Raw genomic sequence first — 22,726 nt, forward strand, 5'->3', positions numbered from 1 at the left:
TGCTCAACAGCAGATACGCAAAGTAGAGGCACGCAGCCGGAGGTGCACGTCCCGTGGCGTCCAATGTCAATCCCACCGTCAGGCGGCGCCGGCTGGGCCAGGAGCTCCGCAGGCTCCGTGAGCTCAAGGGCATGACGGCCGAAGAGGTCGCCGAGCGGCTGCTGGTGTCGCAGTCGAAGATCAGCCGGCTGGAGAACGGCCGGCGCAGCATCAGCCAGCGCGACGTCCGGGACCTGTGCGGGGTCTACGAGGTCGAGGACCAGCGGATCGTCGACTCGCTGATGCAAATGGCCAAGGACTCCCGGCAGCAGGGCTGGTGGCACGCCTTCGGGGACATCCCGTACAGCGTCTACATCGGCCTGGAGACGGACGCCGAGTCGCTCAGGGTCTACGAACCCCAGATCATCACCGGCCTGTTGCAGACGCGTGCGTACGCCGAGGCCATCATCCGGGGCGGCTCGCCCGAGGCCTCGGAGGCGGACAACGACAAGCGCGTCGAGGTCCGGCTGCGCCGGCAGGGCCGTATCACCGCCGAGACGGACCCGCTGCGGCTGTGGGTGGTCCTGGACGAGGCGTCCCTGCACCGGATCGTCGGGAGCCGGCAGGTGATGCGCGAGCAGCTGGAGCACCTCATCGAGATGTCGCAGCTGCCCCACATCACCGTGCAGGTGCTGCCGTTCGAGGTCGGCGCGCACGCCGGCATCAACGGCCAGTACTCGATCCTGGAGTTCGCCGACGCGGCCGACTCCAGCGTGGTGTACATCGAGGGCGTGACCAGCGACCTGTACCTGGAGAAGCCGCTCGACGTGCAGAAGTACACGGTCATGTACGAGCACCTGCGCGCGCAGTCGCTGAACGTGGACCAGTCGCGGCAGCTCATCGAGCGCCGGGCGAAGGAGTACGCGCGCTGACCGTCCGTGGCGCAGGACCTTCCGTCCGGCAAAGCGCGGGATGTTACACCCCTGACACGCCTGACTGGAAGTCTCCCCTGGAATATGCCATCCGGTCGAGTGAATGACTGCTCCGAACGAGGATGTTGGCGAGTAGCGTCGATCACGCCAACCACCAGCACGGGTTGGCGTAAACGCAACTTGCTACGGAGCGAACATGGCAATTCGTCTGGGCGCCACGGAAACGTGGACGACGTCCTCCTACACCAACAACAACGGCGCCTGTGTGATGGTCAGGTCGACCGTCGAAGAGGCTCTGGAACTCGGGGACACCAAGATCCCCGAGGGTCCCAAGCTGGCGTTTCCCGCCGACGCGTGGAGCGCCTTCGTGGCCTCGGTCAAGGCCTGAGCCACCGCTCGACAACAGCACAAGCACCACCCGAAGAGCCCTCTCGACCAGTCTCGCCGTCCTTGCCGAGAGGGCTCCGCTTGTGCCAGCGGGCCCCTGAGGGCGATCAGCTCACCGGGAGCTCACCGGGAACGCCACATCACACACCGGGTCCTCGGCTCCCGCCGCCTCCCAGTCGGCGAAGTACAGCTCGCGGCACAGACCGGCCTGGGTCAGTCCCTCCGCCGCCATCCACTCCTCCACCGCCTCGAACGCGGCCAGGATCTGCGGGTGCGCCACCTGCGCCTTGGTGATCCGGGTGTACGCCAGCCGCTGAGCCGGCTCCACCCGCACGGCCGTCTCCCATGCTCGCGCGTGCCGTTCCGCCCAGGCCCGTGCAGCCGCCTCGTCGGCGACCGGCACGCACGCCTCGGCGGGGCCGTCGCTCTCCATCGACACCTCGGCGTGGTAGGCGACGTACGGCACGCCGCTCACGCCTCCGCACTCCCGGGCCGCCGCCTCCAGCCGGCCCAGTGAAGCGCCGATCCACGCGGGCAGCTCGTCCGCCAGCGTGTGCCGCTTCTCGGTGATCACCACCTGCTCGGGCACGTCCACCGTCTCGATCGCGAACCTCTGGTACATCTCGGAGCTCCTCCCCGACAGTCGTCCACGGAGGTACTCGGCGAGCGTCCGCTGCCCCGCCACCCGCGCCTCGACGTCCGCCCAGTACGTGCCGAGCAGCTCGGCCGCCGTCGGCCCGTCGCCCGCCCCGACCACCTCGGCGATCCGGGCGAGCGGCATGTCCAGCTGCCGCAGCATGGCCACGAGCCGGGCCCGTTCGACCTGCCCGGCGCGGTAGTAGCGGTAGCCGGTGGCCTCGTCGACGTGCGCCGGGGACAGCAGCTCCAGCCGGTCGTACAGCCGCAGGGCCTTGGCCGAAAGCCGGGCGCGCGCGGCGAACGCCCCGATGGTGAGCAGGTCACGGTCCGGTACGTCCACCACGGCATCCTCCGTCATCGGGCGGCTCTTCCGCCCGATGACGAGGACGCTCGGCCCTGCCCCAGGGGCAAGGTCAACCGGGGCGGGGTCAGGCCAGCTGGGCCTCGATCGCCGCCACGACCTCCGTCGCCTCCGGCTCGGTCTGCGGGGAGAAACGGGCGACTACCGTGCCGTCCCGGCCGATCAGGAACTTCTCGAAGTTCCAGCGGATGTCCCCGCTGTGCCCGTCGGCGTCGGCGAAGCCGGTCAGGCGGTCGTACAGCGGGTGCCGGTTCTCGCCGTTGACCTCGACCTTCTCGGTCATCGGGAAGGTCACGCCGTAGGTCGCCGAGCAGAACTCGGCGATCTCCTCGGCGCTGCCGGGCTCCTGCCCGAGGAACTGGTTGCAAGGCACGCCGAGGACGGTGAAGCCACGCTCGGCATAGCGCTCGTGGAGCTTCTCCAGCCCGTTGTACTGCGGGGTCAGGCCGCACTTGGAGGCCACGTTCACCACGAGCACCGCCTTGCCCGCGTACTGGGACAGGTCGGCGGAACCGCCCTGGAGGGCACCGATCTCGACGTCGAGGGGAGAGGAACCGTTGCTAGTCGTCATGAGCGGATGCTAACTCCGGCGGGTGCCGGGCCCGCCTGTTCCGGCCTCCACCAGCACCTGCCCCGCCGCCGTCCGCGTGTACAGCACGGACCGGCCCGCGCGGCGCCGCTCGACCAAGCCGGCGTCCAGCAGCACCCGCAGATGCCGGCCGACCGAGCCCAGGCCCTGTCCGGTCACGGCGACCAACTGGCTGGTGCTCAGCGGGGAGTCGAGCAGGACGAGCACACCGGCCCGTGCGGCCCCGAGCAGTGCGCCGAGGCTCGCGGGCACGGTCCGGCCGCCGGGGTCGGCGAGCACGCCCGCGCACGCGTAGATCACCGCGTACCGGTCGGGCTCCTCCCAGGACACCCAGCCGGTCTTCGGGGTCACCGGCACGAACAGGAGCTCGGCGCCGGAGATCTCGCGGGGCGGGTACTCGTGCAGATTCACCTGGAGCCGGTTGTCACCCAGCCACCGGGTGCGGCCCGGTCGCAGTGCGTCCAGCACCGCCGCCCAGCCGCCCCGGCTCACCTGCGCGGTGCGGGCGACCACGTCCGCCTCCAGCACCTGTCGGCGCCGGTCCCAGTCCGGACGTACGGTCTCGGTCCAGACGTACGTCAGCAGGCCGGCCGCGCGCTCGGGGAGGTCGTCCCGGTCCAGGGCGGGGGGAAGCGGGCCGGCGAGGGAGAGCCGCAGATGCGCGCGGGCCTCGTCGGGGCGGGCCGCCCGCACCCGTGCCACCCCTTCCTCGAAGGCCTCCCGGTCTCTCGGGGTGGGAGTGAGGAAGTCGGCGATCCAGGACCGGCCCAGCCCGGCGCGGACGAGCAGCGCGGTCACGGGGTCGGCGGCCAGCCGGGCCCGGTAGCCGGGCAGGTGGTCGCGCAGCCAGGCCCGTTCGCCCGGGTGTGCGGGTGTGCCCCGGTGCAGCAACTGGAGGCAGGCGAAGGTCTCGGCGAGCGGGGAGAGCACGAACCGGCTTGCCGCCAGGGTGTCGGCGTTGATCTGCCACCAGCCCATGCGCACCCCCGATGTTTCGCACCCGCGCGAAACAATAACCACGCGATCCGGGCCGCCGGAGACTCCCCGCATGCGCAGCTACCGCGAACTGTTCCGTGCCCCCGAGTTCACCCCGTTCTTCCTGGCCGCGTCGGCGCAGACGGTCGCCCAGACGATGGGCGGACTGGCGCTGGGCACCTTGGTGTACCGGGCGACCGAGTCGCCGCTGCTGTCCGCGGTGAGCATGTTCGGCGAGTCGCTGGTGCAGGTGCTGGGCGCGACGCTCCTGCTCTCGGCGGCCGACCGGCTGCCCCCGCGCGCGGCCCTCACGGCCCTGCCCCTCCTCTTCGCGGCGGGCACGGCGGCCCTGGCCCTGCCCGGTTTACCGATCTGGGCCCTCTTCGCGATCGTCCTGGCCATGGGGCTGGCGAAGTCGGTGGGCGGCGGAGTGCGCTGGGGCCTGTTGAACGAGATCCTCTCCAAGGACGGCTACCTTCTGGGCCGCTCGGTCTTCAACATGATGAGCGGCCTCATGCAGATCGCCGGATACGCGACCGGCGGAGCCCTCGTGGCCCTGCTGTCCCCGCGGATCGCTCTGCTGGCGTCAGCCGCCCTCTATCTGCCGGCGGCCGCGGTCGTCCACCTCGGCCTGACCAGCCGCCCACCCCGCACGGCCGGCCGCCCCTCGGTGTCGGCGACGTGGCGGGCCAATGCCCTGCTCTGGTCGTCCGCACCCCGCCGCCAGGTCTATCTGGCCCTCTGGATCCCGAACGGCCTGGTCGTCGGCTGCGAATCCCTCTACGTCTCCTACGTCCCCGACTCCGCCGGCACCCTGTTCGCCTGCGCCGCGCTCGGCATGCTGGCCGGGGACGTACTGGTGGGCCGCCTGGTCCCACCGCGCCTGCGCCCCCGCCTGGGCTTCCCGCTCCTGCTGCTCCTGGCCGCTCCGTACGTGCCCTTCCTGCTCCACCCCCCGCTGCCGCTCGCGGCAGCCGCCGTCACACTGGCCTCGGTCGGCTTCGGCGCGAGCCTCGTCCAGCAGGAGCGGCTGGTGACCCTGACGCCCGACGGCCTCACGGGCCACGCCCTGGGCCTGCACTCGGCCGGCATGCTCACACTGCAGGGCGTGGCAGCGATACTCGCGGGCTCGCTGGCCCAACTGACCTCCCCGGCGGAGGCGATGACGGCGATGGCGACGGTCTCGGCCGGGGTGACGCTGGCGCTGATGGCGGCGGGACGGCGGGAGCGGCGGGCGACGGCGGCGGTGTCAGGACCGTGAGCTGCTTCGGTGGCCGGTCCGCTGCTCGGCCTCCACGAACACCTCGGGAACCTCGTTGTCGGCCACGACCCGCGACAGCAGGACGGCCAGCCGCTCCCGTTCGGCGCCGCTGAGCCCGGACGGGAGGGCCTCCATCCGGCGGCAGGTCTCGGCGTAGAACTTCTCGGCGAGCGCGGCGCCTTCCTCCGTCAGCCCCACCCGCACGGCCCGTCCGTCGCGCGGGTCGGCCTCCCGCCGCACTAGCCCGCGCCGCACCGTCCGGTCCACGAGCCCGGTCAGACTCGACTTCGCCAGCCCGAGCATCTCGCCGAGCTCGCCCATGCCGTACGGCTGCGGCATCAGGACGCAGAGCAGTTGCCCCTGCTGCGGTGTCAGCCCGTACGTCCGGCTGGCCTCCGCGTACACACCGTCCACCAGGAACGCCGCCCGTACCAGCGCGGCGACCACCCCCACCTGCCCGGTTGCCCCTTTCCCCATCCGGTCAGGGTACCGACCGGTCAGTCCCCGCGCGGGTCACTCCTCGTCCGGGGCGCTCTCGTCCGGGGCACCGCCCTCGATGAGCCGTTCCGCGATGTCGTCGGCCCACTCCTGGGCCCACCGGCGGAGACCGGCGACGGACTCGGCGTCGAGGCCGTGGGCCGTGAACGCGCTGTCGTCGAGCCAGTCCGTGCCGGTCAGCCGGGCCTGGAGGTCGGTGAGGTCGAAGGGCTCGGGCGCGTGCCGGCGGCCGAGTTCCTCCAGTTCGGGGTGGCTCCAGCGGGCCGAGGCGGCGTGTACGTCGACCAGGTCGCGGGCGAGTCCACGGTCGGCCAGGTCCCGCACCCGGGTGCCGACGAGGTCGTCGAGGGACAGGGCCGGCCCGAGCCCGGTGGTCACGGGCGGGCGCCACAGCACCTCCTTGCGGATGCCGACCCCGTACTCCTCACCGGTCGCCGCGTCGGTGACGAGGAACTGGGCGGACAGCGGATCGCTCTCCAGCGTCTGCACGAGCCAGCCGCGCGCCACCAGCCCCGTCCGGACGGTGCCGGCGATGCCGTCCATCGCGGCGGGGTGCTCGGTGGCGACGTCCACGTCCCGGCCGCCCCGCCGCACCAGCCCGTGCGCCAGCACGGCGTACCCGCCCGCGAGGACGAGGCCGTACGCCTCACCCACCGCGAGAAGATCACCGATGAGCCGCCGGACCGGCTCGGGGGCGGGGGGTGGTGCGGACATGTCCTTGATTATCGCGTGGGTTTGCGGCCAACGCCGCAGTACGCGTCCACACCGGCGGTGTCCTCACCGATAGGCCCCTCGGCGGGCTCCGCCCGCCACTCCGGCACCCGTACCACTCCCGGCTCCACCAGCTCCAGCCCGTCGAAGAACCCGGCGATCTCGGCTACCGGACGGACGTGATACGGCACGGCCCCGCTCGCGTTGTAGGCCTCCGACGCGGCGATCATGCCCTCGCTCGTCGCGGTGCTGTCGCTGATCACCAGGTGGCTGCCGGCCGGCAGCCCGGCCATGAGCCGCCGCACGAGCTCCCGCGCCTGCTCGTAGTCGGCGACATGCCCCAGCGTGTTGAGGATCATCAGGCCGACCGGCCGGGACAGGTCGAGCGTGCCCGCGGCGGCCTCCAGGACCGTCTCCGGGTCGTACAGGTCGGCGTCCAGATAGGCGGTCCTGCCCTCGGGCGTGCTGGTGAGCAGGGCGTTGGCGTGGGCCAGCACGATGGGGTCGTTGTCGACGTACACGATCCGGGAGTCCGGTGCCACGCGCTGGGCGACCTCGTGCGTGTTGTCGGCGGTCGGCAGCCCGGTGCCGACGTCCAGGAACTGCCGCACACCCTGCTCGACGGCCAGGTACCGGACGGCCCGGCCCAGGAACCGGCGGCTCGTGACCGCCACGTCGACCAGGCCCGGGAAGATCGACTTGATCTGGTCGCCGATCTCGCGGTCGACCTCGTAGTTGTCCTTGCCGCCGACGAAGTAGTTCCAGAAGCGGGCCGAGTGCGGCTTGGACGTGTCGATACGGGCACGCAGGCTGTCGTCGGGCATGGCGGGGCCTCCTGGGGGGTGGGGAAGGGGACCGGTCCACCAACCTAGGTGAACTCCCTGACGGGATACGGATGTTGTCCGGCCCCGCCACCGGGTCACCGTGGAGTTTCGGCCACCCGGGTCCCGAGGGGTGCGGCGGGCAGCCCGAAGTGCTCGGCGATGATGCGGATCGTGCGGGTGCCGTCCGGGTTGAAGTCCGGGTCGGTGTCGTACCGGGTGGTGCGCCCGACGATGCCCTGCTCCAGGAACTGCCGTATGAACAGGTCGGCCTGGCTGCCGAAGCGGCGGGACTCGCGACGCGCACCGACGTTGAAGAGGGAGACGGCGAAGCCGCCCCGGCTGTGGGCGAACTGGTAGGGATGGTCGGCGCAGTGCGGCACCGCGTACCGGTCGTCGCACGAGCAGGCGGGCGTGGACGCCAGGAACACCATGTCGACGTGCTGCTGGTCGCGCACGCGGTCCTGGTACCGGAAGCCGGTGATGTACTGGCCGAGCTGCTGGACGGCGCCGCCGTCCGGGGTGGTGTCCGGGTGGTGCGTCAGCCAGGCCCAGCCGTCCGCCGTGCCGGAGGCCGTGGGCGGCAGGTCCGCCTCGCTGAAGAAGCCGGTGAGGTCGGCCAGGGGAATCCCCCGGCAGAACGTGAGGAACGTGTCCGGGGCGAGCCAGGTCACCGGTCCGTCACCTCCGTCGACAGCGGCGGCGAGGGAAGAGCGAAGAAGCCGGCGACCGCCCGGACGATGCGGTTGTGGTCCTCGTAGTGGTGGTCGAAGCAGTCGTGCCCGCCGTCGTCCTCCTCCTCGCACCCGGCGTCCGGCCCGATCAGCTTCGCGGCCAGCAACTCGGCTGACAGATAGTCGGGGTTGTCCCCCGGCCGCTGCGTCAGGTCCTCGAAGCTGAACCAGGTGATCAGCCGCCCGTCCCGGTAGTACGCGAAATGCGGCTCGTGCGCCTTCGCGCTGCACGGCTCGGTCACGAACACGACGAGCTCGGCGCCCGCGGAGATCTCTCCGTAGGCCACGGGGTCGAAGTCCTCGATCTCGGCGTTGAGCATGTCGTGGACGGCCCACGCCCACCCGTCCCCCTCGCCGCTCGCCAACGGCTCCCGCCGCAGCCGCCGCAATCCCTCGGCAAGCGTGGCCGGCTCCATCCCGCGCGCGAACACGAGATTCACCTCGTCGTGCCAACCGGATTCCAGGACCGGGCTGGACACATGCATCCATTCAGGCATACGGCGAATCGTAGGAGCGGGCACTGACAACGGGGCGTCCGGTGCTGCCCGGGAGGCGCGATGGCGCTGGAGGCCATCGCGCCGTTCGCTCAGCCGGGTGCCACCGCGCGGCCCGTCCGGGGCGAGATCATGCCCGCGCACAGGCCCCGGGACGCCAGTACCCGGGCGATGCGGGGGATCGCTGCGAGGGTGTTGGCAGACCAGTCGTGCAGGAGGATGGTCCGGCCGTCGGTGAGGCGGCCGGCCGCCTGGACGATCGCTTCCGTGCTCGCGCCGTTCCAGTCCTGGGAGTCGACGTCCCAGATGATCTGGGTCAGGCCGTGGCGGGCCGCGACCGACTTGACCGTCGCGTTGGTCTCGCCGTACGGGGGGCGGAACAGTTTCGGTGTGCCGCCTCCCGCGTTGGCGATGGCCTGCTGGGTCCGGGAGATCTCGGAGTCGATCCGGGCCTGGCTCAGTCCGGTCAGGTGCGGATGGGTGTAACTGTGGTTGCCGATCCACATGCCGGCGGCCACCTGCGCCCGGACCAGGGACGGGTTGGCGGCGGCGTACTGGCCCTGGTTGAACATCGTCGCCCGTAGCCCGTTCCTGCGGAGTGCGTCGAGCAGTCCGGTCGTGTTGCCGGACGGGCCGTCGTCGAAGGTGAGACCGACGTATCCGGTGCAGGCGGCGGCCCGCGCCGGGGCGGCGGTGGCGGCCGTCGTGGTGGTGGCCGTGAGGGTGGCGGCTGCGGCCGTCGCGAGGACGGTCAGCCTCGTGAGCAGCGCGCGGAACGCGGACCGTGGCGTGGCTCCCATCGTCAGCGCACCGTGATGCTGGAGCTGCCGCTGCTCTGGTAACCCTCGGTCGCCATGATCATGTAGTACTTGAAGTTGCCCATGGGCATGCCGGCCCGGGCCCAGGCGTCGAAGTGGTTGCCGGCCGTGATGGTGCCGCCCGTCCTCTTGGACTGCCGGACGCTCCAGTACTGGTCGAAGGTCCGGACGCCCTCGACGGACGGGGCGTTGTACCGGGTCGTCTTGTAGATGTCGTACGTACCGCCGTCGCTGGTGACGGTGCCCTTGTACTGGCCCGTGGGACGGTAGGTGCCCCAGTTGTCGACGATGTAGTACTCGACCAGCGGGTTCGCCGTCCAGCCGTAGAGGGTCAGGTAGGCGTTGCCGGACGGGTTGAACGTGCCGGAGTAGTTCACGGTGCGGCGGGCACCGTTGCTCCAGCCCTTGCCGGCGACGAAGTTGCCGGTGTTCCGCCACGAGGTGCTGTACTTGCCGCCGGAGGACAGGGTCATGGAGACCGTGCCCGGGGCGTCGGTCCAGAAGGAGTAGAAGTAGCCGTTGTCGGTGCCGGTCTTGTTGCTGGTGACGACCGTGTCGGCGTGGGCGGTGCCCGGCATGGCGATGGTGGCGAACGCGACCAGCAGCATGGTGCAGACGCTGCTGATGAGCAGCCGTAAGCGGCTCGATGACTTCTTCATGGGGGTGCTTCCTCCTCGTCCTTGTGGGGGTCGGTCGATGGGGAGCTGTGTCATCCGGAGTGTTGGCCGGGCCCTGTCAACTGTCAATGGTTTCGGTGGGAGCTGCGAAATATTCGTCGGCTGTCGGGGCGTGGCCGTACGGTATACGCCCAGTTCGGGGGGAAGTTGGCGGCTGGGCGGGTTGCCGGTTTGGTGAGCGCCTTGCCCTTCTGACGCGGAGGGCGTGGTTCCGGTAATCGAATGTTTCGTATCGTTTCCGGATCACACAGTCGGCCAGGTCCCTCGCGTCGTACTCTCCGCGAGTGACAGAACGTCTCCCGCCGGGACCGGTTCGGCGACGGACGCCGCCCCGCTGGGTATCGAGGCGGTGGCGCTCGTGCTCACGGCGGCGGCGATGGCCGTCCCCGCGGGCGTCGCCATCGTCGTGGGACTGCACTTCTTTCCGCTCGCCCGGCTGTACGACCAGTGGCAGTACCGGTGGACGGTGGCGCTGCTGACGGCCGCGGCAGCGCGGTGGTGCTGTGGGGCTCTTCGTACCACCTGGCCGTGCGCGGCTGACGCCGCCTGCGGTTGGAACGCAGGGTATGCGTCCTGGTTCTTGCCCCGTGAGGGGCCGGGCCCGGGGGGTGTCCCCACCCGCGAGCGGTGGCTCGCCGGATGGGCTGCGGCACGCGTCAGAAGTGATCGTGTACCCACGGGTTTCCCGCTCGCCGGGCGGCCACGTGACGGATCACGAAGACGAACTGACGGATCACGAGGGGGAACGGTGAAGCGTCCTACGGAGCATGCTCTGGCCCGCCGTACGCTGCTGGCCGGCATGGCGGCGGCAGCCGGTGCGGGAACGGTGTGGGGTGCCGCGGGGAAGGCCGTCGCCGACGGGTGGGGGAGACCGGTGGGGAACGCGGCGGTCGACGCCGAGGTGGCGCGCCTGGAGGCCGGATTGATCGAGCTGCGGCGGGACATCCACCGGCACCCCGAGCTGCCGGGGGAGGAGCGTCGCACCGCGGACCTGGTGGCCCGGGAACTGCGGGCGGCCGGGCTGACCGTCACCACCGGGGTCGGCGGCCACGGCGTGGTCGGTGTCCTGCACGGCGCGCGCCCGGGCCGGACGGTCGCGTACCGGGCGGACATGGACGCCGTGCCGCCCAAGGACATCGTCGGGGGCGGCGAGGCGGCGGCCCACCTCTGCGGGCACGACATCCACACGACGGTGGCCCTCGGCGTCGCCAAGGTCCTGGCGCGGCTGCGGCGGCACCTGAGCGGCACGGTGGTGTTCCTCTTCCAGCCCGCCGAGGAGAGCCTGTCCGGAGCCCGCGCACTGATCGAGGCGGGCGTGCTGGAGCGCACCCGCGTCGAGGAGATCCACGCGCTGCACTGCGGGCCCTTCCCCGTCGGCCGGTTCGCGGTGACCGGGGGCTACGGGATGCCGGGCCAGGACAAGGCGGAGGTGACGCTCCAGGGCCCGGACGCACCCGAGGCCGCGCGGCGCCTGGCCGCCGAGATCGGCGCGCTCGCCACGGTGACACCCCCGCAGACGCCCGCGGACATCGAACGGATGGTCACCGACGCCCAGACGCCCGACGGCCCGTTCGCCCGCTTCGTCGCGCTCCGGGCCTCGGCACAGGACACCAAGGTGAGCGTGTCCTACCGCTGTTGGCCGCAGGAGCGCTACACGGAGATGCGCGGGGAGATCCGCCGGCTGGCCACGTCGTACGCGGGAGCCACGGTGAACTTCCCCGCCGAGCCGTTCCCGGCCCTGGTCTGCCCGGAACCCGACGCCCGCGTGCTCGCCCGCCACCTGCGCCGCGCACTGGGCCGTGACTCGGTCGCCACGCTCCGTTCCGCGTTCCCGCCCTTCAGCGGCGAGGACTACGCCCTCTACCTGGACCGCGTCCCCGGCACCTACACCTTCCTCGGCGTCCGTGCCCCCGGCGCCCCGATCACCACCAGCTATCCGCACTTCCCCGACTTCGCCCCGGACGAGCGGTCCATCGGTATCGGGGTACGGGCGATGGCGGGGTGGCTCGCGCAGCGGAGTCACCGTTAGAGGGTTCAAGGACGTCACGCCGGCCGGGACCCGTGGGGCAGCATCAGCACGGAGCCGGTGTGCAGCGTCATGCGTATCGGTGTGAAGTCGACGGCGTCCACCGGGGACTTGCCGGTCCCCGGATTGCGGGCGTAGCGCGGATGGGCACCGGCACTGATCTGCCAGCGGATCCGGTGCCCGGCCGGGAAGCGGTAGGCGGTGGAGCTCATCCGCACGGTGACCTCCGAGGGCGCCTGCCCCACCGTCTCCAGCCGGGCCAGCCCGTCACAGACGTTGGTGGAGCGGCCCCGCGCGTCCACGTCGCACAGGCGGGTGAAGACGTCGGCGTACCCGGTGTCCGTGGAAACGCTCAGCCGCGCGGAGACCGGACCGAGGACGTCCACGGGTTCGGCCAGCGGTGGGCCGGTGAACGTCAGGACGTCTCCTCGGCCCTCCAGGACGCTGTTGTCGCGGGGACCGGCCGTGCGGGAGAGCAGAGGGCCGCCGATGGACGGCGTGGGGTCGGCGGGGTCGTAGCGCAGGGACGCCAGGGGGGAGGGCCCTTGGCCGTCCGCGGATCCCGCGCCGCCCGTGGCTCCGGCGTCGGTTCGCCGGTCGAGATGCCCGTCCGCGGTGGGGACCCATGAGGTGGTGGAGGAGGTGGTGGCGGGGGAGAGGGGCGGCCAGTCGTCGAGGTCCCGCCACACGTCCTCACCGCCGAGGTGCACGCGCACCCGCGTGGGACGCAGCCCGGAGGGCTCGCCGCACAGGTGCGCACGCAGCCAGGCCAGGCTTTCGGCGAAGACCTCCGGCCAGCCCTGCTGCATGGCGGAGGTATGGGTCCAGGGGCCGACGAGCAGGGCGGTGTCGCAACCGGCCTGTCGCAGCCGGGCGTACTGCTCGAAGGTCTGGTCGACCAGGGCGTCGTACCGTCCGGTGATCAGGCTCGTCGGGACGCTCAGGCGCTCGGCAGCCCGTGCCAGGGACGCGCCGTCCCAGTGCGGGTCGTCGGCGTCCGGGTGCGTCATCACGTCGTCCAGCCACGGCACTTCTCCGAGCGCGGACGCGTACGCCCCGCGCAGCGGCCGCGCGGTGACGATGTCGCGCAGACGGCGCTGGAGGCGCAGCGCGGCCCGGGCGAACGGCACGGTCCCCTGATGCTGGTACGTCATGCCCAGGCCGACGAGCAGGGCGTTCTCCAGCCGGAGGGCACCGTCCGAGTAGAACAGGGCGTACGGGTCGTGCAGACCCACCTGCACCACCATGGCCTTCAGCTCCGGCGGCGGGTCCAGGGCGAGCGCCCACTGCACGTATCCGAGGTAGCTGGGGCCGATCGTCCCCAGCGTCCCGTCGAACCAGGGCTGCCGGCGCAGCCAGGACACCGTGGCCTGGCCGTCGGCGGCCTCGTTGCGCCACAGATCGAACGCGCCGCCCGAGCCGCCGGTGCCGCGGCAGCTCTGCAGGACCACGTGGAAACCCTGCTCGGCGAAGAGCATGCCGTACATGGGGGACCAGGGCAGGCCCCTGCCGTACGGCGAACGCACCAGGAGGGTGGGGAAATCGCCGGCCGTCCGGGGGAAGTAGTGGTCCGTGACCAGCGGACTGCCGTCGGCGGCCGGCACCACCAGCCCCGGCTCCCACCCGACCTCGTGCCGCTTGTCCGGCAGACCGCGCCAGATCGCCCTCATCATCCGCGAGGACAACGGCGGCTTCCTGCGTCGTGATGCCATGGGTCCCTCCTCTATTCTCGTACGTCGTACGAGAATAGAGGATGCTTGGATGGCGATGCACGGGACGGGAGGACGAAGACGGTGACGCGTGACAGCGGTGGACCCGGAACCCCGGGGACCGACCCTCAACAGCTGTGGCTGAGCCCCGAGCAGCCCCGCAGGGGCCGCAGGCCGGGCTTCAGCCGCGAGGCGATCACGGCGGCCGCCGTGGCCCTGGCCGACGCGGAAGGGCTGGAAGCGGTCACCATACGGCGGGTCGCCGCACAGGTCGGAGCCGGAGCCATGTCGCTCTACAGCTACGCCTCCGACAAGGAGACGCTGCTGGAGCTGATGGTCGACCACGTCAGCGGCGAGCTGCCCGCGTCGGCTCCTCTCACCGGCGACTGGCGCGCCGACCTGAAGACCATCGGCCACCGCCAGCGCGACCTCATGCTCCGCCACCCCTGGCTGCCCACCGCTCTCTCCACCCGCCGCAGCCCCGGCCCCAACACCCTGGCGTTCCTGGAACACGCCCTCGCCGCCCTGCGCCCCACCGGCCTGGACGGCGCGGCGAAGCTGGAGGTCTTCGCCCAGCTCACCGCGTTCGTCGCCGGACACGTCACCTACGAGATCACTCAGGCGGCAGCCGCCGAGTCCCCTGACCGGGCAGCGGCCGAAGCCCGCTACCTCGCCACCGTCGCCGCGGACGGCCACCACCCGGAACTCGCCGAAGCCCTCGCGGCCCCCGCACTCGCCGTGACCCCCGAAGCCACTTTCACCCGCTTCCTCAACCGCCTGATCGACGGCCTCGCCACCGACTGACCCCGCTCCGCAGGAGACGGGGGTCAGCCGCGGGGCAGGAGAAGGCGGGAGAGGGCGGCGGTGGCGAGGAGGAGGGCGGCGACGGCAAGCAGACCGATGCGCATGCCCGGGAGGGAGAAGTCCCCGCCGGGGCCGGCGAGCAGACTGCCGAAGAGAGCGACGGCAAGCGCACCGCCGGTCTGGCGAAGGGAGTTGAGCAGCCCGGAAGCGGTCCCCGCGCGCTCCTGCGGGACGGCGTCCATCAGCAGCGCGGTCAGCGCGGGCACCGCGAGCGCCCCGCCGATGCTCAACGGCAGCAGCAGGACGAGCACCAGCCACACCGGGGTGTGCGCGGCCAGCGGCAGCATGGCCAGCATCGCTCCGGTGAAGACCAGCTGCCCGGTGACGATCACCGGCCGCCGCCCGATCCGCTCCGCCATCCGCGGCGACACCAGGTTGGTCGCCGTCACCACCGCCGACATCGGGACGAACATCAGCCCGGCCGCGATCGCCGACATCCCGCGCAGCTGCTGGTAGTACAGCCCGAGCAGGAAGATCCCGCCGTAGAAGGCGGCGTTGACGGCGAAACCGACCGCGAGCGGGACGGCCACCCGGCGGTCCCCCAGCATGCCCAGCGGGACCATCGGCTGGCGGTGCCGGGCCTCCACCACGTAGAAGGCGTACCCGGAGACGAGGGCGAGCGCGGCGGCGGTCAGCACGGGGCCGCTGGTCCAGCCGAGGTGGCCGCCCTCGATCACCGCGAAGGCCAGCCCGGCCAGCGCCAGTACGGCGGTGAGCTGGCCGCCGCCGTCCAGTGCGGCGGGCCGGCGCGGGGAGCGCGGCACCCGGACCAGCAGGCCCAGGATGACCGCGCCCACCGGGAGGTTGAGCAGGAAGACCGCCCGCCAGCCGGCCGAGTCGGTGAGCAGCCCGCCCAGTACCGGACCCGCGGCCATCGCCACCGAGCCGCCGACCGTCCACAGCGCGATGGCGCGGGCACGCGCCCGGGTGTCGTCGTAGGCCTGCCGGATCAGCGCCAGCGAGGCCGGCATCACGATCGCGGCGGCGGCGCCCTGCGCCACGCGCGCACCGACCAGCACGCCGATGCCGGGTGCGAGCGCGCAGGCGAGCGAGGCGAGGGTGAACAAGGCGACGCCCCACGCGTAGGCGCGGCGGGCGCCGATGCGGTCGGCGAGGGCGCCCGCGGAGAGCATCAGGGCCGCGAACATCAGGGTGTACGCGTCGACCACCCACTGAAGCCCGGCCATCCCGCCGCTGAGGGAGTCCCGGATCGCGGGCAGCGCGATGTTCACGGCCGAGACGTCGATGGTGATCACGGTGAAGCCGAGCAGCGAAGCGACCAGCGCGACGCGGCCCCGCCGAGGCACGGCGGGGCCCTCGCCAGGCGGCGCGGACGGCCGGGCCCGGCCCGACCGCAGTCGCCGCCGCCCGGGCACCGACGGCTCCGAGCCCTGCCCGGGGCCGGCGGCGGTGGACGGGGACGGGGCGGGCGTGGCCGGCATGGTGAACTCCTGGTGCAGGTGACGGCTGAGCAGTGACGACCGGGCGGGCGGCCGCGGCCCGTTCTCCGAGGCCGCGGACCGGTGTCGCGCACCCCCTGGGCCCCGGCGGACGGGCCGCCCGCTCCGGCAGCTCAACTCTCCTCCCGCACGCGGCCGCCCGGCAGACCGCGCTGTACCCGGGGTGCGGCGTTCCAGGCCCTGACACGGCCCCCCACGCTCCTTGACCGCCTGCGACAATGGCCGGATGGCAGCAGCGGACACGAGGGGCACGGAGCTCGGCCGATACCTGAAGGCCCGCAGGGCGCAGGTACGCCCGGAGGACGTCGGTCTCCCGGCCGGCGCGGGCCTGCGCCGCACTCCCGGACTGCGCCGTGAGGAACTGGCCGCGCTGGCCGGAGTGAGCGTCGACTACTACATCCGCCTGGAGCGCGGCCGGGAGACCAACCCTTCCCCCGCCGTCGTGGACGCCCTCGGCCGCGCCCTGCGGCTGCGTGGCGACGGTTACGAACGCCTGCACGAGCTCGCGGAACTGGCCTCCGGCCGGCCCTCCGAACTGCCGGCCTGCTCGAACCACACCGTCCGCGACTCGGTCCTGCGGATGCTGGAGTCGGTGCGCCCGCTGCCCGCCTACGTGGTGAGCCGCTACAACCGCGTCCTGGCCGCGAACCCGCCCGGCCGACGGCTGATGCCCGGACTCTGGGACTGGCCGGAGGACCAGCGCAACCTCACCCGCTACCTCTTCCTGCACCCGGTCGGCCGGACGCTCTACGAGCCGTGGGAGGAAACCGTCGCCTCTTCGGTGGCGCACCTGCGGGCGGTCGCCGGGGCCGACCCGGACGATCCCGAGCTGACCACGCTCGTCGGCGAACTGATGCTGAAGTCGGCGAAGTTCGCGCAGCTCTGGGAACGGTACGACGTCTGCGAACGCGGCGGCGGGCAGAAGTGCTTCCGGCATCCGAAGGCCGGCCCGATGACCCTGACCTACGAGGTCATGCGACTGGCCCGGACGGGCGGCCAGCGCATGGTGGTCTACCAGGCAGCCCCCGGCACCCCGGACGAGACGGCCATGCTCAGCCTGGACCCCACGACCACGCACCCGGGCCCGACCCCCACGCAGCCGTCCGCCACCCCTTCCCGGGCCCACGCCTCGACCGGCTGACCGGCAACCCGCCACCTCACGTTGAAAGCCGCAGCTGTCGCCGTGTCCGCCCTCGTGCGAGGCGGAGCGGGAGGTCGTCCCACCACCAGGTGATGGACGGCAGTGGTGGCGGTTCGTCGCTGGTGTCCAGCGGATGGTCGGACCAGGGGATGTGTTCGGGCGGGGTCACTTCGCCCGGGCCCGCGGTGGCGCTGCCGAGGCTGAGGTAGCGCGGTACGCGCAGGCCCCACTCGATGTTGCCGCGGATGCCGTGCCCGAGGTCGGTGAGGTAGCGGCGCAGTTCGCCGCTCGCCCGGGGCAGGACGCGCTCGCGCAGGACGAGGAAGCGGCGGAGCACCCGGTCGCGCAGGGCGACGGCGTCCTCTGCCGCGCGGGCGGCGCTGTTGCTGCCGAGCACCCACGCGCGCTCGGCCGGTGTGCGGCAGAAGCCGAGCCGGTCGATCCAGTCGACGGACCGCCGCTCGACCTCGTCGACCTCGCTTCACGGCCGGGAAGGCCATGAAGCGGGCCTCGGCTCTCTTGCGTGTTGAACGTGTTGTGCGCGGCCGGCCCTGACCGGAGGGTGGGCCGCGTGGACCCGCAGACTTCCGCGCAGTTCGGCCAGGATCCGGTCGGCCCGGCCGGACCGCAGGTGGAGGTGGTCGTCGAGGAACCGGTGACATGCCGCAAGGACTCGTCCAGCCGGCCGCCGCCGAGGAGCAGCCGAGCGATCTCCGCGTGGGCGAGCGCCCGGGAAAGGTACGCGGTCGCCGGGCAGTACTCCACGGACAGGCGCAGCGCGGCGATCGCTGCCGCACGATCGCCGAGCGCTGCCAGAGTCCGCCCCTTCCAGAAGGCGAGGGAGGCCCAGGAGGAGCGCGTGACTTCACTCGTTACTCGATGGCGATTTATTGGCCAAAAGGGCGGTTCCGGCGGCCCAGCGCCAGGCGTGCCACGCGCGGCCAGTCGGCCGCCGCCCCGCCCGCCCGAGGCGTACCGGGTCGACGGCGCGGCACGCGGATCCGCAGTGCCCCGGGCGCACTGCGGCACACGACGGGTGACGGCAGTACGACGTGTTCTCCGTCGATGCCGACCGGGAGGGTGTCCGTGTCGGCTTCGACGACGACTACCCCGGCGTTCAGCCGGATGAGTCCCCCGGAGCGCGGACCGCGCACCATGCGCGCCGCCTGGGCGGTGTTGCCGACCCGCACGCACACCACACCGAGGAGCCCCGAGTCCAGTCGCTTCCTGCGCCCCGGACGGGCCGCGTCGACGGCACGCCCGTAGGGATTGTTGCTGACGAGCAGCGCCTGCAGTCCGTCGACGTACGTCCGGTCGGCCCGCGTCCGCAGCCTGGGCGCGTCCTCGCCGGTGAGGAGGCCCGGGAGGGTTCGCAGGGTCGTGCGGGCTTTGGCGTTCCGGTACGCGGGGTCGGTGACGACGGACGCGTACGTTCCGAAGGAGGCGTTGTTGACGAAGACCCGGTCTGCGGCGTACCCGAGGTCGGCACGGAGTTCGACGCTGTCGGACAGGGCCTGCAGGGCCGCCGCCGGATCGTCACGGTCGAGGCCGAGGTCGAGGGCGAAGTGGTTGCGCGTGCCGGCGGGAATCACCACGAACGGCAGGTCGTGGCGCGAGGCGACCTCGGCCACCAGTGCCTGGGTACCGTCGCCACCCGCCACCGCCAGCAGGTCGGCTCCCTCGGCGACGGCCTGCCGGGCCAGGCCGGCGACATCCTGGCCCGCGTCGAGCAGGGCGACCCGGCAGCCTGCCGCACGGGCCTTCTCCACCAGGTCGAAACGGCCCGCCTTGCCGCCGCCGGAGCGCGGATTCACAAGGACCCAGGGGGCGTGGGGCGGCTCGACGACAGCCTGTTCGGAGGTGGTGTGACCAGGTGCCAGGGCCGTACGCGCCGCCGTGGCGGCCAGCAGCCACAGGCCCAGGGACAGCAAGGCCGGCCCCAGCATGCCGAACGAGGCATACAGGGCGAGGACAGCGACCGGCGCGGTCACCGACAGGGCCGCCCCGAGGGCACGGAGCGCACCGGTGTGCGCCAGGGTCCACCACACACCGACGGCGGCGAGCGCCAGTCCGGCGATGCCGGCCAGCGCCCACAGCACGCTCCGCAGACCGGCGGCGAGGAGCGGCACCAGGATGCTGCCCAGCAGGGCGAGCACGGCGAGGCGAGCCCGTCCCGCACTGGCCTCGCGTACCCTCGCGGTCCCTGCCTCGCCCGGTCCTCTCGCGTTCCCGGCGCCGTGTGGTCCCACCTGTCGGCCCTTTTCCTTCCGCCGCACACCCTGACCGCTGTGCGCTCAGGTGGGCCCGTGCGGATACGAGGTCCTGCGCGGCGGGCGCTCCTCGGACATCGGACGCTCCTCGGACAGGTCGAAGAGGTTGCCGCGCGGAACCACGCACACGGCCCAGATGATGAAGCCGGAGAGCGCGATCATCACGACCGACCACACCGGGTAGTACGGCAGGGAGAGGAAGTTGGCGAGGATGACGAGTCCGGCGATGGCCACGCCGGCGACGCGCGCCCAGGTCGCGGTCTGGAGCAGCCCGATGCTGACGATCACGGCGACCGCGCCCAGAGCGAGGTGCATCCAGCCCCAACCGGTCAGGTCCCACTCGAACACGTAGTTGCGCGTCGTGACGAAGATGTCGTCCTCGGCGATGGCCATGATGCCCCGGAAGATGTCGAGCAGGCCGACGAGGAAGAGCATCACGGCCGCGAAGGCCGTCAGACCGCTTGCCCATTCCTGCTTCGCCCTGTGCTCCGGTCGGGTGTCTGTCGCGGTCATCTTGTGCCTCGATTCGTGGTGTGCGGATGCTCAGCGACCGGGGTTGCGAGTGGTGGAGCCCGCGTGCTCCGCCGGGCCGTGGCCGGTCAGGACCAGTTCCTTCGCCCTGCGGAACTCCTCGTCCGTGATGTCGCCGCGGGCGCGGATCTCGGACAGCTTGCTGAGTTCGTCGGCGCTGCTGGGCCGGCCCGTGCCGCCTGCGGCCTCCCTGATGCGGGCGTCGAAGGCGTCCTGCTGTGCCCGGGCCTGCGCTGTCTCCCGGCGGCCCATGTTCTTGCCGCGGGCGATCACGTAGACGAAGACGCCCAGGAAGGGCAGCAGGACGGTGAACACCAGCCAGCCGGTCTTCGCCCACCCGCTCAGCTCGTCGTCGCGGAAGATGTCGAAGACGATGCGGAAGAGCAGGACGAACCACATGATCCACAGGAAGAACAGGAGCATGCTCCAGAAGACGCTCAGCAAGGGATAGTCGTAGGCCAGGTACGTCTGTGCGCTCATGTCTCTTCTCCGTTCCCGGCGCTCGCCCGGCCGCCGTTGCGTGCTGTCTCCAGCGTGGGCACCGCCGGGGCCGGATGGCCTCACCCGACGCGGGTGAGCCTGCGGGCGGCCCGGCACCCGACGGATGCGCTCCTGTGCGGCAGGATCAGGGTTCGGCCCGCGTACGGCGGTGGACGGAGGCTGTCCGGTACCAGTCGGAGGAGGCGATGTACTGGCCGAGGACGAGGCCCGAGACGGCCACCAGGAACACGGCGATCAACCAGGACAGGAACGTGAAGACGGGCCCCAGCGGACCGAACTCCTGCAGGCTGCGCTCCATGACCGTGGGCATGAACAGACCGGCGGCCCAGCTGAGCACGACCGTGCCCGTGCCCGCCAGCAGCGCTCCCGGCAGCAGGTTCCGCCAGCCGATCCTGCCGCCCAGCAGCAGATGCTGGGTCCACCACCACAGCAGCGTCGCCGACAGCACCGACAGCGCCCCTCCGAGCACCACCCCGCCGCCGAACCCGCTGCGCAACGGTGCCTGGACCAGGAGGACGCCCAGCCAGACGAGCAGCCAGAGCAGCCAGCGCCAGACCGCGGCCCGCACCGGTGTCCGGGGCAGGTGCCAGCACCGCTCGCAGACCGCCTGAAGCGCCCGGCTGAAGGCCGTGGCGGACACGAGAGTCACCACCACGCCCACGGCTCCGGCGGCGTCCCGTGGTGTGCCGGTGGCGGTGAAGGCACGGCGTACCTCGTCCAGCGTGTCACCGCGCACCCCCAGAACCGCACGGAGGGAGTCGGTCAGCAGGTCCTGCACCCCTCCGGGTGCGAACGCCGCGACGGTCATCAGGAGCGGGAGCGCGGTGATGAAGGCTTGCGCGGCCAGCCTGACGGAGCCCTCCACGACGTTGAGCGCCGACAGGCGGGGAAGCAGCCGGGCCACCGGACCGGACCGCAGGCTCGCCAGGACCCGGTCCACCGCCGTGTGCCTGGGGGAGGCCGGGGCGGGGCCGGGTTTCCTCGGCATGGCTCACGAGGCCGCCGCTCGGTCCTCGTGCCCGGCGGCCGGGCCCGCGGCGGCCGCGAGGACCGCCAGCACGATCAGGACGGCCAGGGCGATGCCCACAACGAGCGCCACCGCTCCGACCGAGGGGTGGTTCCAGAGCACCAGAGCCAGTGCTCCGGCCGCGATGACACCACCGGTGATCCATGCTCGGTGGTCCGCCAGCCAGTGTCCGGTGGACCCGGTGCGCACACCGGCGCGGCGCAGCCCCCGGCCGGCGGCCGTCGTGCCCCTGTCCGCCGCCCTGCGGACGGCACGGGCGGGACGTCCGGGACCGTACAGGTACGCGACCAGCACTGTGATCACCGAGACGATCAGCAGTGTGCGCGTGCTGTCGCGCAGGAACCGGAGGAACATGTCGTAGATCGCCGCGGCCGCGTCGGTGGGGAGCGCCGTGGGCGGGACCGAGTCCAGATAGACCCGTCGGACCACGGCCAGCGCGACGAGCAGCACCACCATCATCACGCCGACACCCGTCGCGGTGACCATCAGCATCACCCGGTGTGCCGGAGCGGTCCACACGGCGAGCGCGGCGAGCACGACGGTCAGGACGGGCAGCCAGGTGCCGAGGATGTCCAGCAGCCGCATCGTGTCCTGCGCCTTGCCCAGTTCCTCGGTCTGGAACAGCGTGATCGTCCGGTCGGTGTCCGGGATGGCGGCCGCCTTGTCGAAGCCCGCGTCGACGAGCCGCTCCCGTACCTCGTCGACGACCGCTCCCACGTCCAGTCGGACGGTGTCGCCCTCGGCGCGCACGGCACCCTCCCTGGCACCCGTGAGCATGTTCACCACCGCGGCGTGCGACCGCCGGTTGGCGCCCTCCCACACCTGCTGGAAGACGTCGCTGGTGATCACGCGGGTCACGTTGCGGTCCACGACGGTCCTGACCGCTTCGCGCAACGGACTCTCGAGGGACTCGGCCCCCTGCACGACGCGGGGTGGTGCCCCGGCGTCCTGGAGGGCCTTGCTGAGCGAGTCCGTCACCGCCTTGACGTCCACGTTGGCCACCACGCGGTCCGTGAGCCGGTTGATCACGACCTCCTGCACGGGCGGCTCGGACGCCAGCGGTGCGACGGTCTCCACGTACCGGTCGGTGTCGGAGACCGTGTCCTGCACCCAGGCCGCGACCACGGCCAGGGGCGCGAGCAGCAGGGCCAGCAGGAGGAGGATTGAGGAGCCGGCCCGGCGTACCCGCCGGTGGCGCACCGCCGCATGACGGCGCAGTCGCTCGTATTCCGCTCGTTCCTCGGCGGTCATGACGTGTTTCTGGTGCGAGGCTCCGCCGGAGTCCGGCGTATCCGGGGTCGCGGCCGGGTTCATGGATGCT

24 protein-coding genes are annotated in these 22,726 nt (G+C 72.1%); 6 read left to right on the forward strand and 18 right to left on the reverse strand.

Translation table 11 applies throughout. The features are described from left to right. Nucleotides 1-53 precede the first annotated feature (53 nt). Together MQE23_RS25600 and MQE23_RS25605 are read left to right on the forward strand one after the other, a co-directional pair. Complete coding sequence (locus tag MQE23_RS25600; protein WP_020277020.1) at nucleotides 54-911, forward strand: helix-turn-helix transcriptional regulator; 858 nt, start codon at nucleotides 54-56, stop codon at nucleotides 909-911. 196 nt (nucleotides 912-1,107) lie between these two features. Beyond that, nucleotides 1,108-1,299 (forward strand): DUF397 domain-containing protein, encoded by a 192-nt coding sequence (locus MQE23_RS25605; RefSeq protein ID WP_010035575.1) that lies wholly within the window; start codon nucleotides 1,108-1,110, stop codon nucleotides 1,297-1,299. A 111-nt stretch (nucleotides 1,300-1,410) separates the two neighbouring features. Here MQE23_RS25605 and MQE23_RS25610 read toward each other — a convergent pair whose 3' ends face one another. From MQE23_RS25610 to MQE23_RS25620, 3 genes are all read right to left on the reverse strand, one after another. Then, complete coding sequence (locus MQE23_RS25610) at nucleotides 1,411-2,295, reverse strand: MerR family transcriptional regulator (protein WP_020277019.1); 885 nt, start codon at nucleotides 2,293-2,295, stop codon at nucleotides 1,411-1,413. Between the two features lie 70 nt (nucleotides 2,296-2,365). After that, nucleotides 2,366-2,869, reverse strand: coding sequence for a glutathione peroxidase (locus tag MQE23_RS25615; protein WP_020277018.1), 504 nt, complete (start codon nucleotides 2,867-2,869; stop codon nucleotides 2,366-2,368). A 9-nt stretch (nucleotides 2,870-2,878) separates the two neighbouring features. Continuing rightward, a complete protein-coding gene (locus MQE23_RS25620; protein ID WP_020277017.1) occupies nucleotides 2,879-3,865 on the reverse strand; it encodes a winged helix-turn-helix domain-containing protein in 987 nt (328 codons plus the stop codon). Between the two features lie 70 nt (nucleotides 3,866-3,935). On the opposite strand from MQE23_RS25620, the gene MQE23_RS25625 reads away from it, so the two are divergent. Next, nucleotides 3,936-5,123 (forward strand): MFS transporter, encoded by a 1,188-nt coding sequence (locus MQE23_RS25625; protein ID WP_020277016.1) that lies wholly within the window; start codon nucleotides 3,936-3,938, stop codon nucleotides 5,121-5,123. Here MQE23_RS25625 and MQE23_RS25630 read toward each other — a convergent pair. The 7 genes from MQE23_RS25630 to MQE23_RS25660 all read right to left on the reverse strand — a co-directional run bounded on the left by MQE23_RS25630 (nucleotide 5,112) and on the right by MQE23_RS25660 (nucleotide 9,858). Next, on the reverse strand, nucleotides 5,112-5,600 hold the full coding sequence (locus MQE23_RS25630; RefSeq protein WP_243380404.1) for a MarR family transcriptional regulator: 489 nt from the start codon (nucleotides 5,598-5,600) through the stop codon (nucleotides 5,112-5,114). The two genes, MQE23_RS25625 and MQE23_RS25630, sit on opposite strands and share 12 nt — an antisense overlap. Nucleotides 5,601-5,636: 36 nt before the next feature. Then, nucleotides 5,637-6,335 carry a nucleotidyl transferase AbiEii/AbiGii toxin family protein gene (locus tag MQE23_RS25635; RefSeq protein ID WP_020277014.1) on the reverse strand — a complete coding sequence of 233 codons (699 nt, stop codon included), beginning with the start codon at nucleotides 6,333-6,335 and terminating at the stop codon, nucleotides 5,637-5,639. Between the two features lie 8 nt (nucleotides 6,336-6,343). Continuing rightward, the gene (locus tag MQE23_RS25640) at nucleotides 6,344-7,156 is read right to left on the reverse strand and encodes an SAM-dependent methyltransferase (protein ID WP_243380405.1); all 813 of its coding nucleotides are present in this window, start codon (nucleotides 7,154-7,156) and stop codon (nucleotides 6,344-6,346) included. A 95-nt stretch (nucleotides 7,157-7,251) separates the two neighbouring features. Beyond that, entirely contained in the window at nucleotides 7,252-7,827 is a 576-nt protein-coding gene (locus MQE23_RS25645; RefSeq protein ID WP_020277012.1) for a hypothetical protein, read from the reverse strand. Further along, nucleotides 7,824-8,384 carry a DUF6461 domain-containing protein gene (locus MQE23_RS25650; RefSeq protein ID WP_243380406.1) on the reverse strand — a complete coding sequence of 187 codons (561 nt, stop codon included), beginning with the start codon at nucleotides 8,382-8,384 and terminating at the stop codon, nucleotides 7,824-7,826. The genes MQE23_RS25645 and MQE23_RS25650 overlap by 4 nt, the downstream gene beginning before the upstream one ends. 89 nt (nucleotides 8,385-8,473) lie before the next feature. After that, nucleotides 8,474-9,181: a polysaccharide deacetylase family protein gene (locus tag MQE23_RS25655; protein WP_243380407.1), complete on the reverse strand. Its 708-nt coding sequence runs from the start codon at nucleotides 9,179-9,181 to the stop codon at nucleotides 8,474-8,476. Between the two features lie 2 nt (nucleotides 9,182-9,183). Next, complete coding sequence (locus tag MQE23_RS25660; protein ID WP_020277009.1) at nucleotides 9,184-9,858, reverse strand: glycoside hydrolase family 11 protein; 675 nt, start codon at nucleotides 9,856-9,858, stop codon at nucleotides 9,184-9,186. Nucleotides 9,859-10,750: 892 nt separating this feature from the next. Here MQE23_RS25660 and MQE23_RS25665 point away from each other — a divergent pair. Beyond that, on the forward strand, nucleotides 10,751-11,905 hold the full coding sequence (locus MQE23_RS25665) for an amidohydrolase (protein WP_243382753.1): 1,155 nt from the start codon (nucleotides 10,751-10,753) through the stop codon (nucleotides 11,903-11,905). 14 nt (nucleotides 11,906-11,919) lie between these two features. Here the strand turns inward: MQE23_RS25665 and MQE23_RS25670 are convergent, their stop codons facing one another. Beyond that, nucleotides 11,920-13,614, reverse strand: coding sequence for a CocE/NonD family hydrolase (locus tag MQE23_RS25670; RefSeq protein ID WP_243380408.1), 1,695 nt, complete (start codon nucleotides 13,612-13,614; stop codon nucleotides 11,920-11,922). Nucleotides 13,615-13,695: 81 nt separating this feature from the next. Between MQE23_RS25670 and MQE23_RS25675 the strand changes: the two genes are divergently transcribed. Then, on the forward strand, nucleotides 13,696-14,415 hold the full coding sequence (locus MQE23_RS25675) for a TetR/AcrR family transcriptional regulator C-terminal domain-containing protein (protein WP_243380409.1): 720 nt from the start codon (nucleotides 13,696-13,698) through the stop codon (nucleotides 14,413-14,415). A gap of 23 nt (nucleotides 14,416-14,438) precedes the next feature. Here MQE23_RS25675 and MQE23_RS25680 read toward each other — a convergent pair whose 3' ends face one another. Beyond that, complete coding sequence (locus MQE23_RS25680; RefSeq protein WP_243380410.1) at nucleotides 14,439-15,917, reverse strand: MFS transporter; 1,479 nt, start codon at nucleotides 15,915-15,917, stop codon at nucleotides 14,439-14,441. Between the two features lie 244 nt (nucleotides 15,918-16,161). Here MQE23_RS25680 and MQE23_RS25685 point away from each other — a divergent pair, with 244 nt between their 5' ends. Further along, on the forward strand, nucleotides 16,162-17,076 hold the full coding sequence (locus MQE23_RS25685; RefSeq protein WP_020277002.1) for a helix-turn-helix domain-containing protein: 915 nt from the start codon (nucleotides 16,162-16,164) through the stop codon (nucleotides 17,074-17,076). Between the two features lie 16 nt (nucleotides 17,077-17,092). On the opposite strand, the gene MQE23_RS25690 is transcribed toward MQE23_RS25685, so the two are convergent. From MQE23_RS25690 to MQE23_RS25715, 6 genes are all read right to left on the reverse strand, one after another. Next, complete coding sequence (locus MQE23_RS25690; RefSeq protein WP_243380411.1) at nucleotides 17,093-17,473, reverse strand: hypothetical protein; 381 nt, start codon at nucleotides 17,471-17,473, stop codon at nucleotides 17,093-17,095. 490 nt (nucleotides 17,474-17,963) lie between these two features. Continuing rightward, nucleotides 17,964-19,232 (reverse strand): diacylglycerol kinase family protein, encoded by a 1,269-nt coding sequence (locus MQE23_RS25695; protein WP_243382756.1) that lies wholly within the window; start codon nucleotides 19,230-19,232, stop codon nucleotides 17,964-17,966. 138 nt (nucleotides 19,233-19,370) lie between these two features. Then, nucleotides 19,371-19,859 (reverse strand): hypothetical protein, encoded by a 489-nt coding sequence (locus tag MQE23_RS25700; protein ID WP_020276999.1) that lies wholly within the window; start codon nucleotides 19,857-19,859, stop codon nucleotides 19,371-19,373. A 30-nt stretch (nucleotides 19,860-19,889) separates the two neighbouring features. Beyond that, nucleotides 19,890-20,357 (reverse strand): SHOCT domain-containing protein, encoded by a 468-nt coding sequence (locus tag MQE23_RS25705; RefSeq protein ID WP_243380412.1) that lies wholly within the window; start codon nucleotides 20,355-20,357, stop codon nucleotides 19,890-19,892. Between the two features lie 145 nt (nucleotides 20,358-20,502). Next, nucleotides 20,503-21,366, reverse strand: coding sequence for a YhjD/YihY/BrkB family envelope integrity protein (locus MQE23_RS25710; protein WP_243380413.1), 864 nt, complete (start codon nucleotides 21,364-21,366; stop codon nucleotides 20,503-20,505). 3 nt (nucleotides 21,367-21,369) lie between these two features. Next, complete coding sequence (locus tag MQE23_RS25715) at nucleotides 21,370-22,719, reverse strand: hypothetical protein (protein WP_020276996.1); 1,350 nt, start codon at nucleotides 22,717-22,719, stop codon at nucleotides 21,370-21,372. Nucleotides 22,720-22,726 lie beyond the last annotated feature (7 nt).

The sequence above is a fragment of the Streptomyces sp. HP-A2021 genome (assembly GCF_022807935.1).
Lineage (GTDB): Bacteria > Actinomycetota > Actinomycetes > Streptomycetales > Streptomycetaceae > Streptomyces > Streptomyces afghaniensis.

Bases quoted from the DNA above. Each gene is read 5' to 3' on its own strand.
- MQE23_RS25605 (WP_010035575.1), top strand. From the start codon at position 1,108: ATGGCAATTCGTCTGGGCGCCACGGAAACGTGGACGACGTCCTCCTAC.
- MQE23_RS25625 (WP_020277016.1), top strand. From the start codon at position 3,936: ATGCGCAGCTACCGCGAACTGTTCCGTGCCCCCGAGTTCACCCCGTTC.
- MQE23_RS25635 (WP_020277014.1), bottom strand. From the start codon at position 6,335: ATGTCCGCACCACCCCCCGCCCCCGAGCCGGTCCGGCGGCTCATCGGT.
- MQE23_RS25640 (WP_243380405.1), bottom strand. From the start codon at position 7,156: ATGCCCGACGACAGCCTGCGTGCCCGTATCGACACGTCCAAGCCGCAC.
- MQE23_RS25700 (WP_020276999.1), bottom strand. From the start codon at position 19,859: ATGACCGCGACAGACACCCGACCGGAGCACAGGGCGAAGCAGGAATGG.
- MQE23_RS25630 (WP_243380404.1), bottom strand. From the start codon at position 5,600: ATGGGGAAAGGGGCAACCGGGCAGGTGGGGGTGGTCGCCGCGCTGGTA.
- MQE23_RS25715 (WP_020276996.1), bottom strand. From the start codon at position 22,719: ATGAACCCGGCCGCGACCCCGGATACGCCGGACTCCGGCGGAGCCTCG.
- MQE23_RS25615 (WP_020277018.1), bottom strand. From the start codon at position 2,869: ATGACGACTAGCAACGGTTCCTCTCCCCTCGACGTCGAGATCGGTGCC.
- MQE23_RS25680 (WP_243380410.1), bottom strand. From the start codon at position 15,917: ATGCCGGCCACGCCCGCCCCGTCCCCGTCCACCGCCGCCGGCCCCGGG.
- MQE23_RS25620 (WP_020277017.1), bottom strand. From the start codon at position 3,865: ATGGGCTGGTGGCAGATCAACGCCGACACCCTGGCGGCAAGCCGGTTC.
- MQE23_RS25705 (WP_243380412.1), bottom strand. From the start codon at position 20,357: ATGAGCGCACAGACGTACCTGGCCTACGACTATCCCTTGCTGAGCGTC.
- MQE23_RS25610 (WP_020277019.1), bottom strand. From the start codon at position 2,295: ATGACGGAGGATGCCGTGGTGGACGTACCGGACCGTGACCTGCTCACC.
- MQE23_RS25670 (WP_243380408.1), bottom strand. From the start codon at position 13,614: ATGGCATCACGACGCAGGAAGCCGCCGTTGTCCTCGCGGATGATGAGG.
- MQE23_RS25660 (WP_020277009.1), bottom strand. From the start codon at position 9,858: ATGAAGAAGTCATCGAGCCGCTTACGGCTGCTCATCAGCAGCGTCTGC.
- MQE23_RS25650 (WP_243380406.1), bottom strand. From the start codon at position 8,384: ATGCCTGAATGGATGCATGTGTCCAGCCCGGTCCTGGAATCCGGTTGG.
- MQE23_RS25655 (WP_243380407.1), bottom strand. From the start codon at position 9,181: ATGGGAGCCACGCCACGGTCCGCGTTCCGCGCGCTGCTCACGAGGCTG.
- MQE23_RS25710 (WP_243380413.1), bottom strand. From the start codon at position 21,366: ATGCCGAGGAAACCCGGCCCCGCCCCGGCCTCCCCCAGGCACACGGCG.
- MQE23_RS25685 (WP_020277002.1), top strand. From the start codon at position 16,162: ATGGCAGCAGCGGACACGAGGGGCACGGAGCTCGGCCGATACCTGAAG.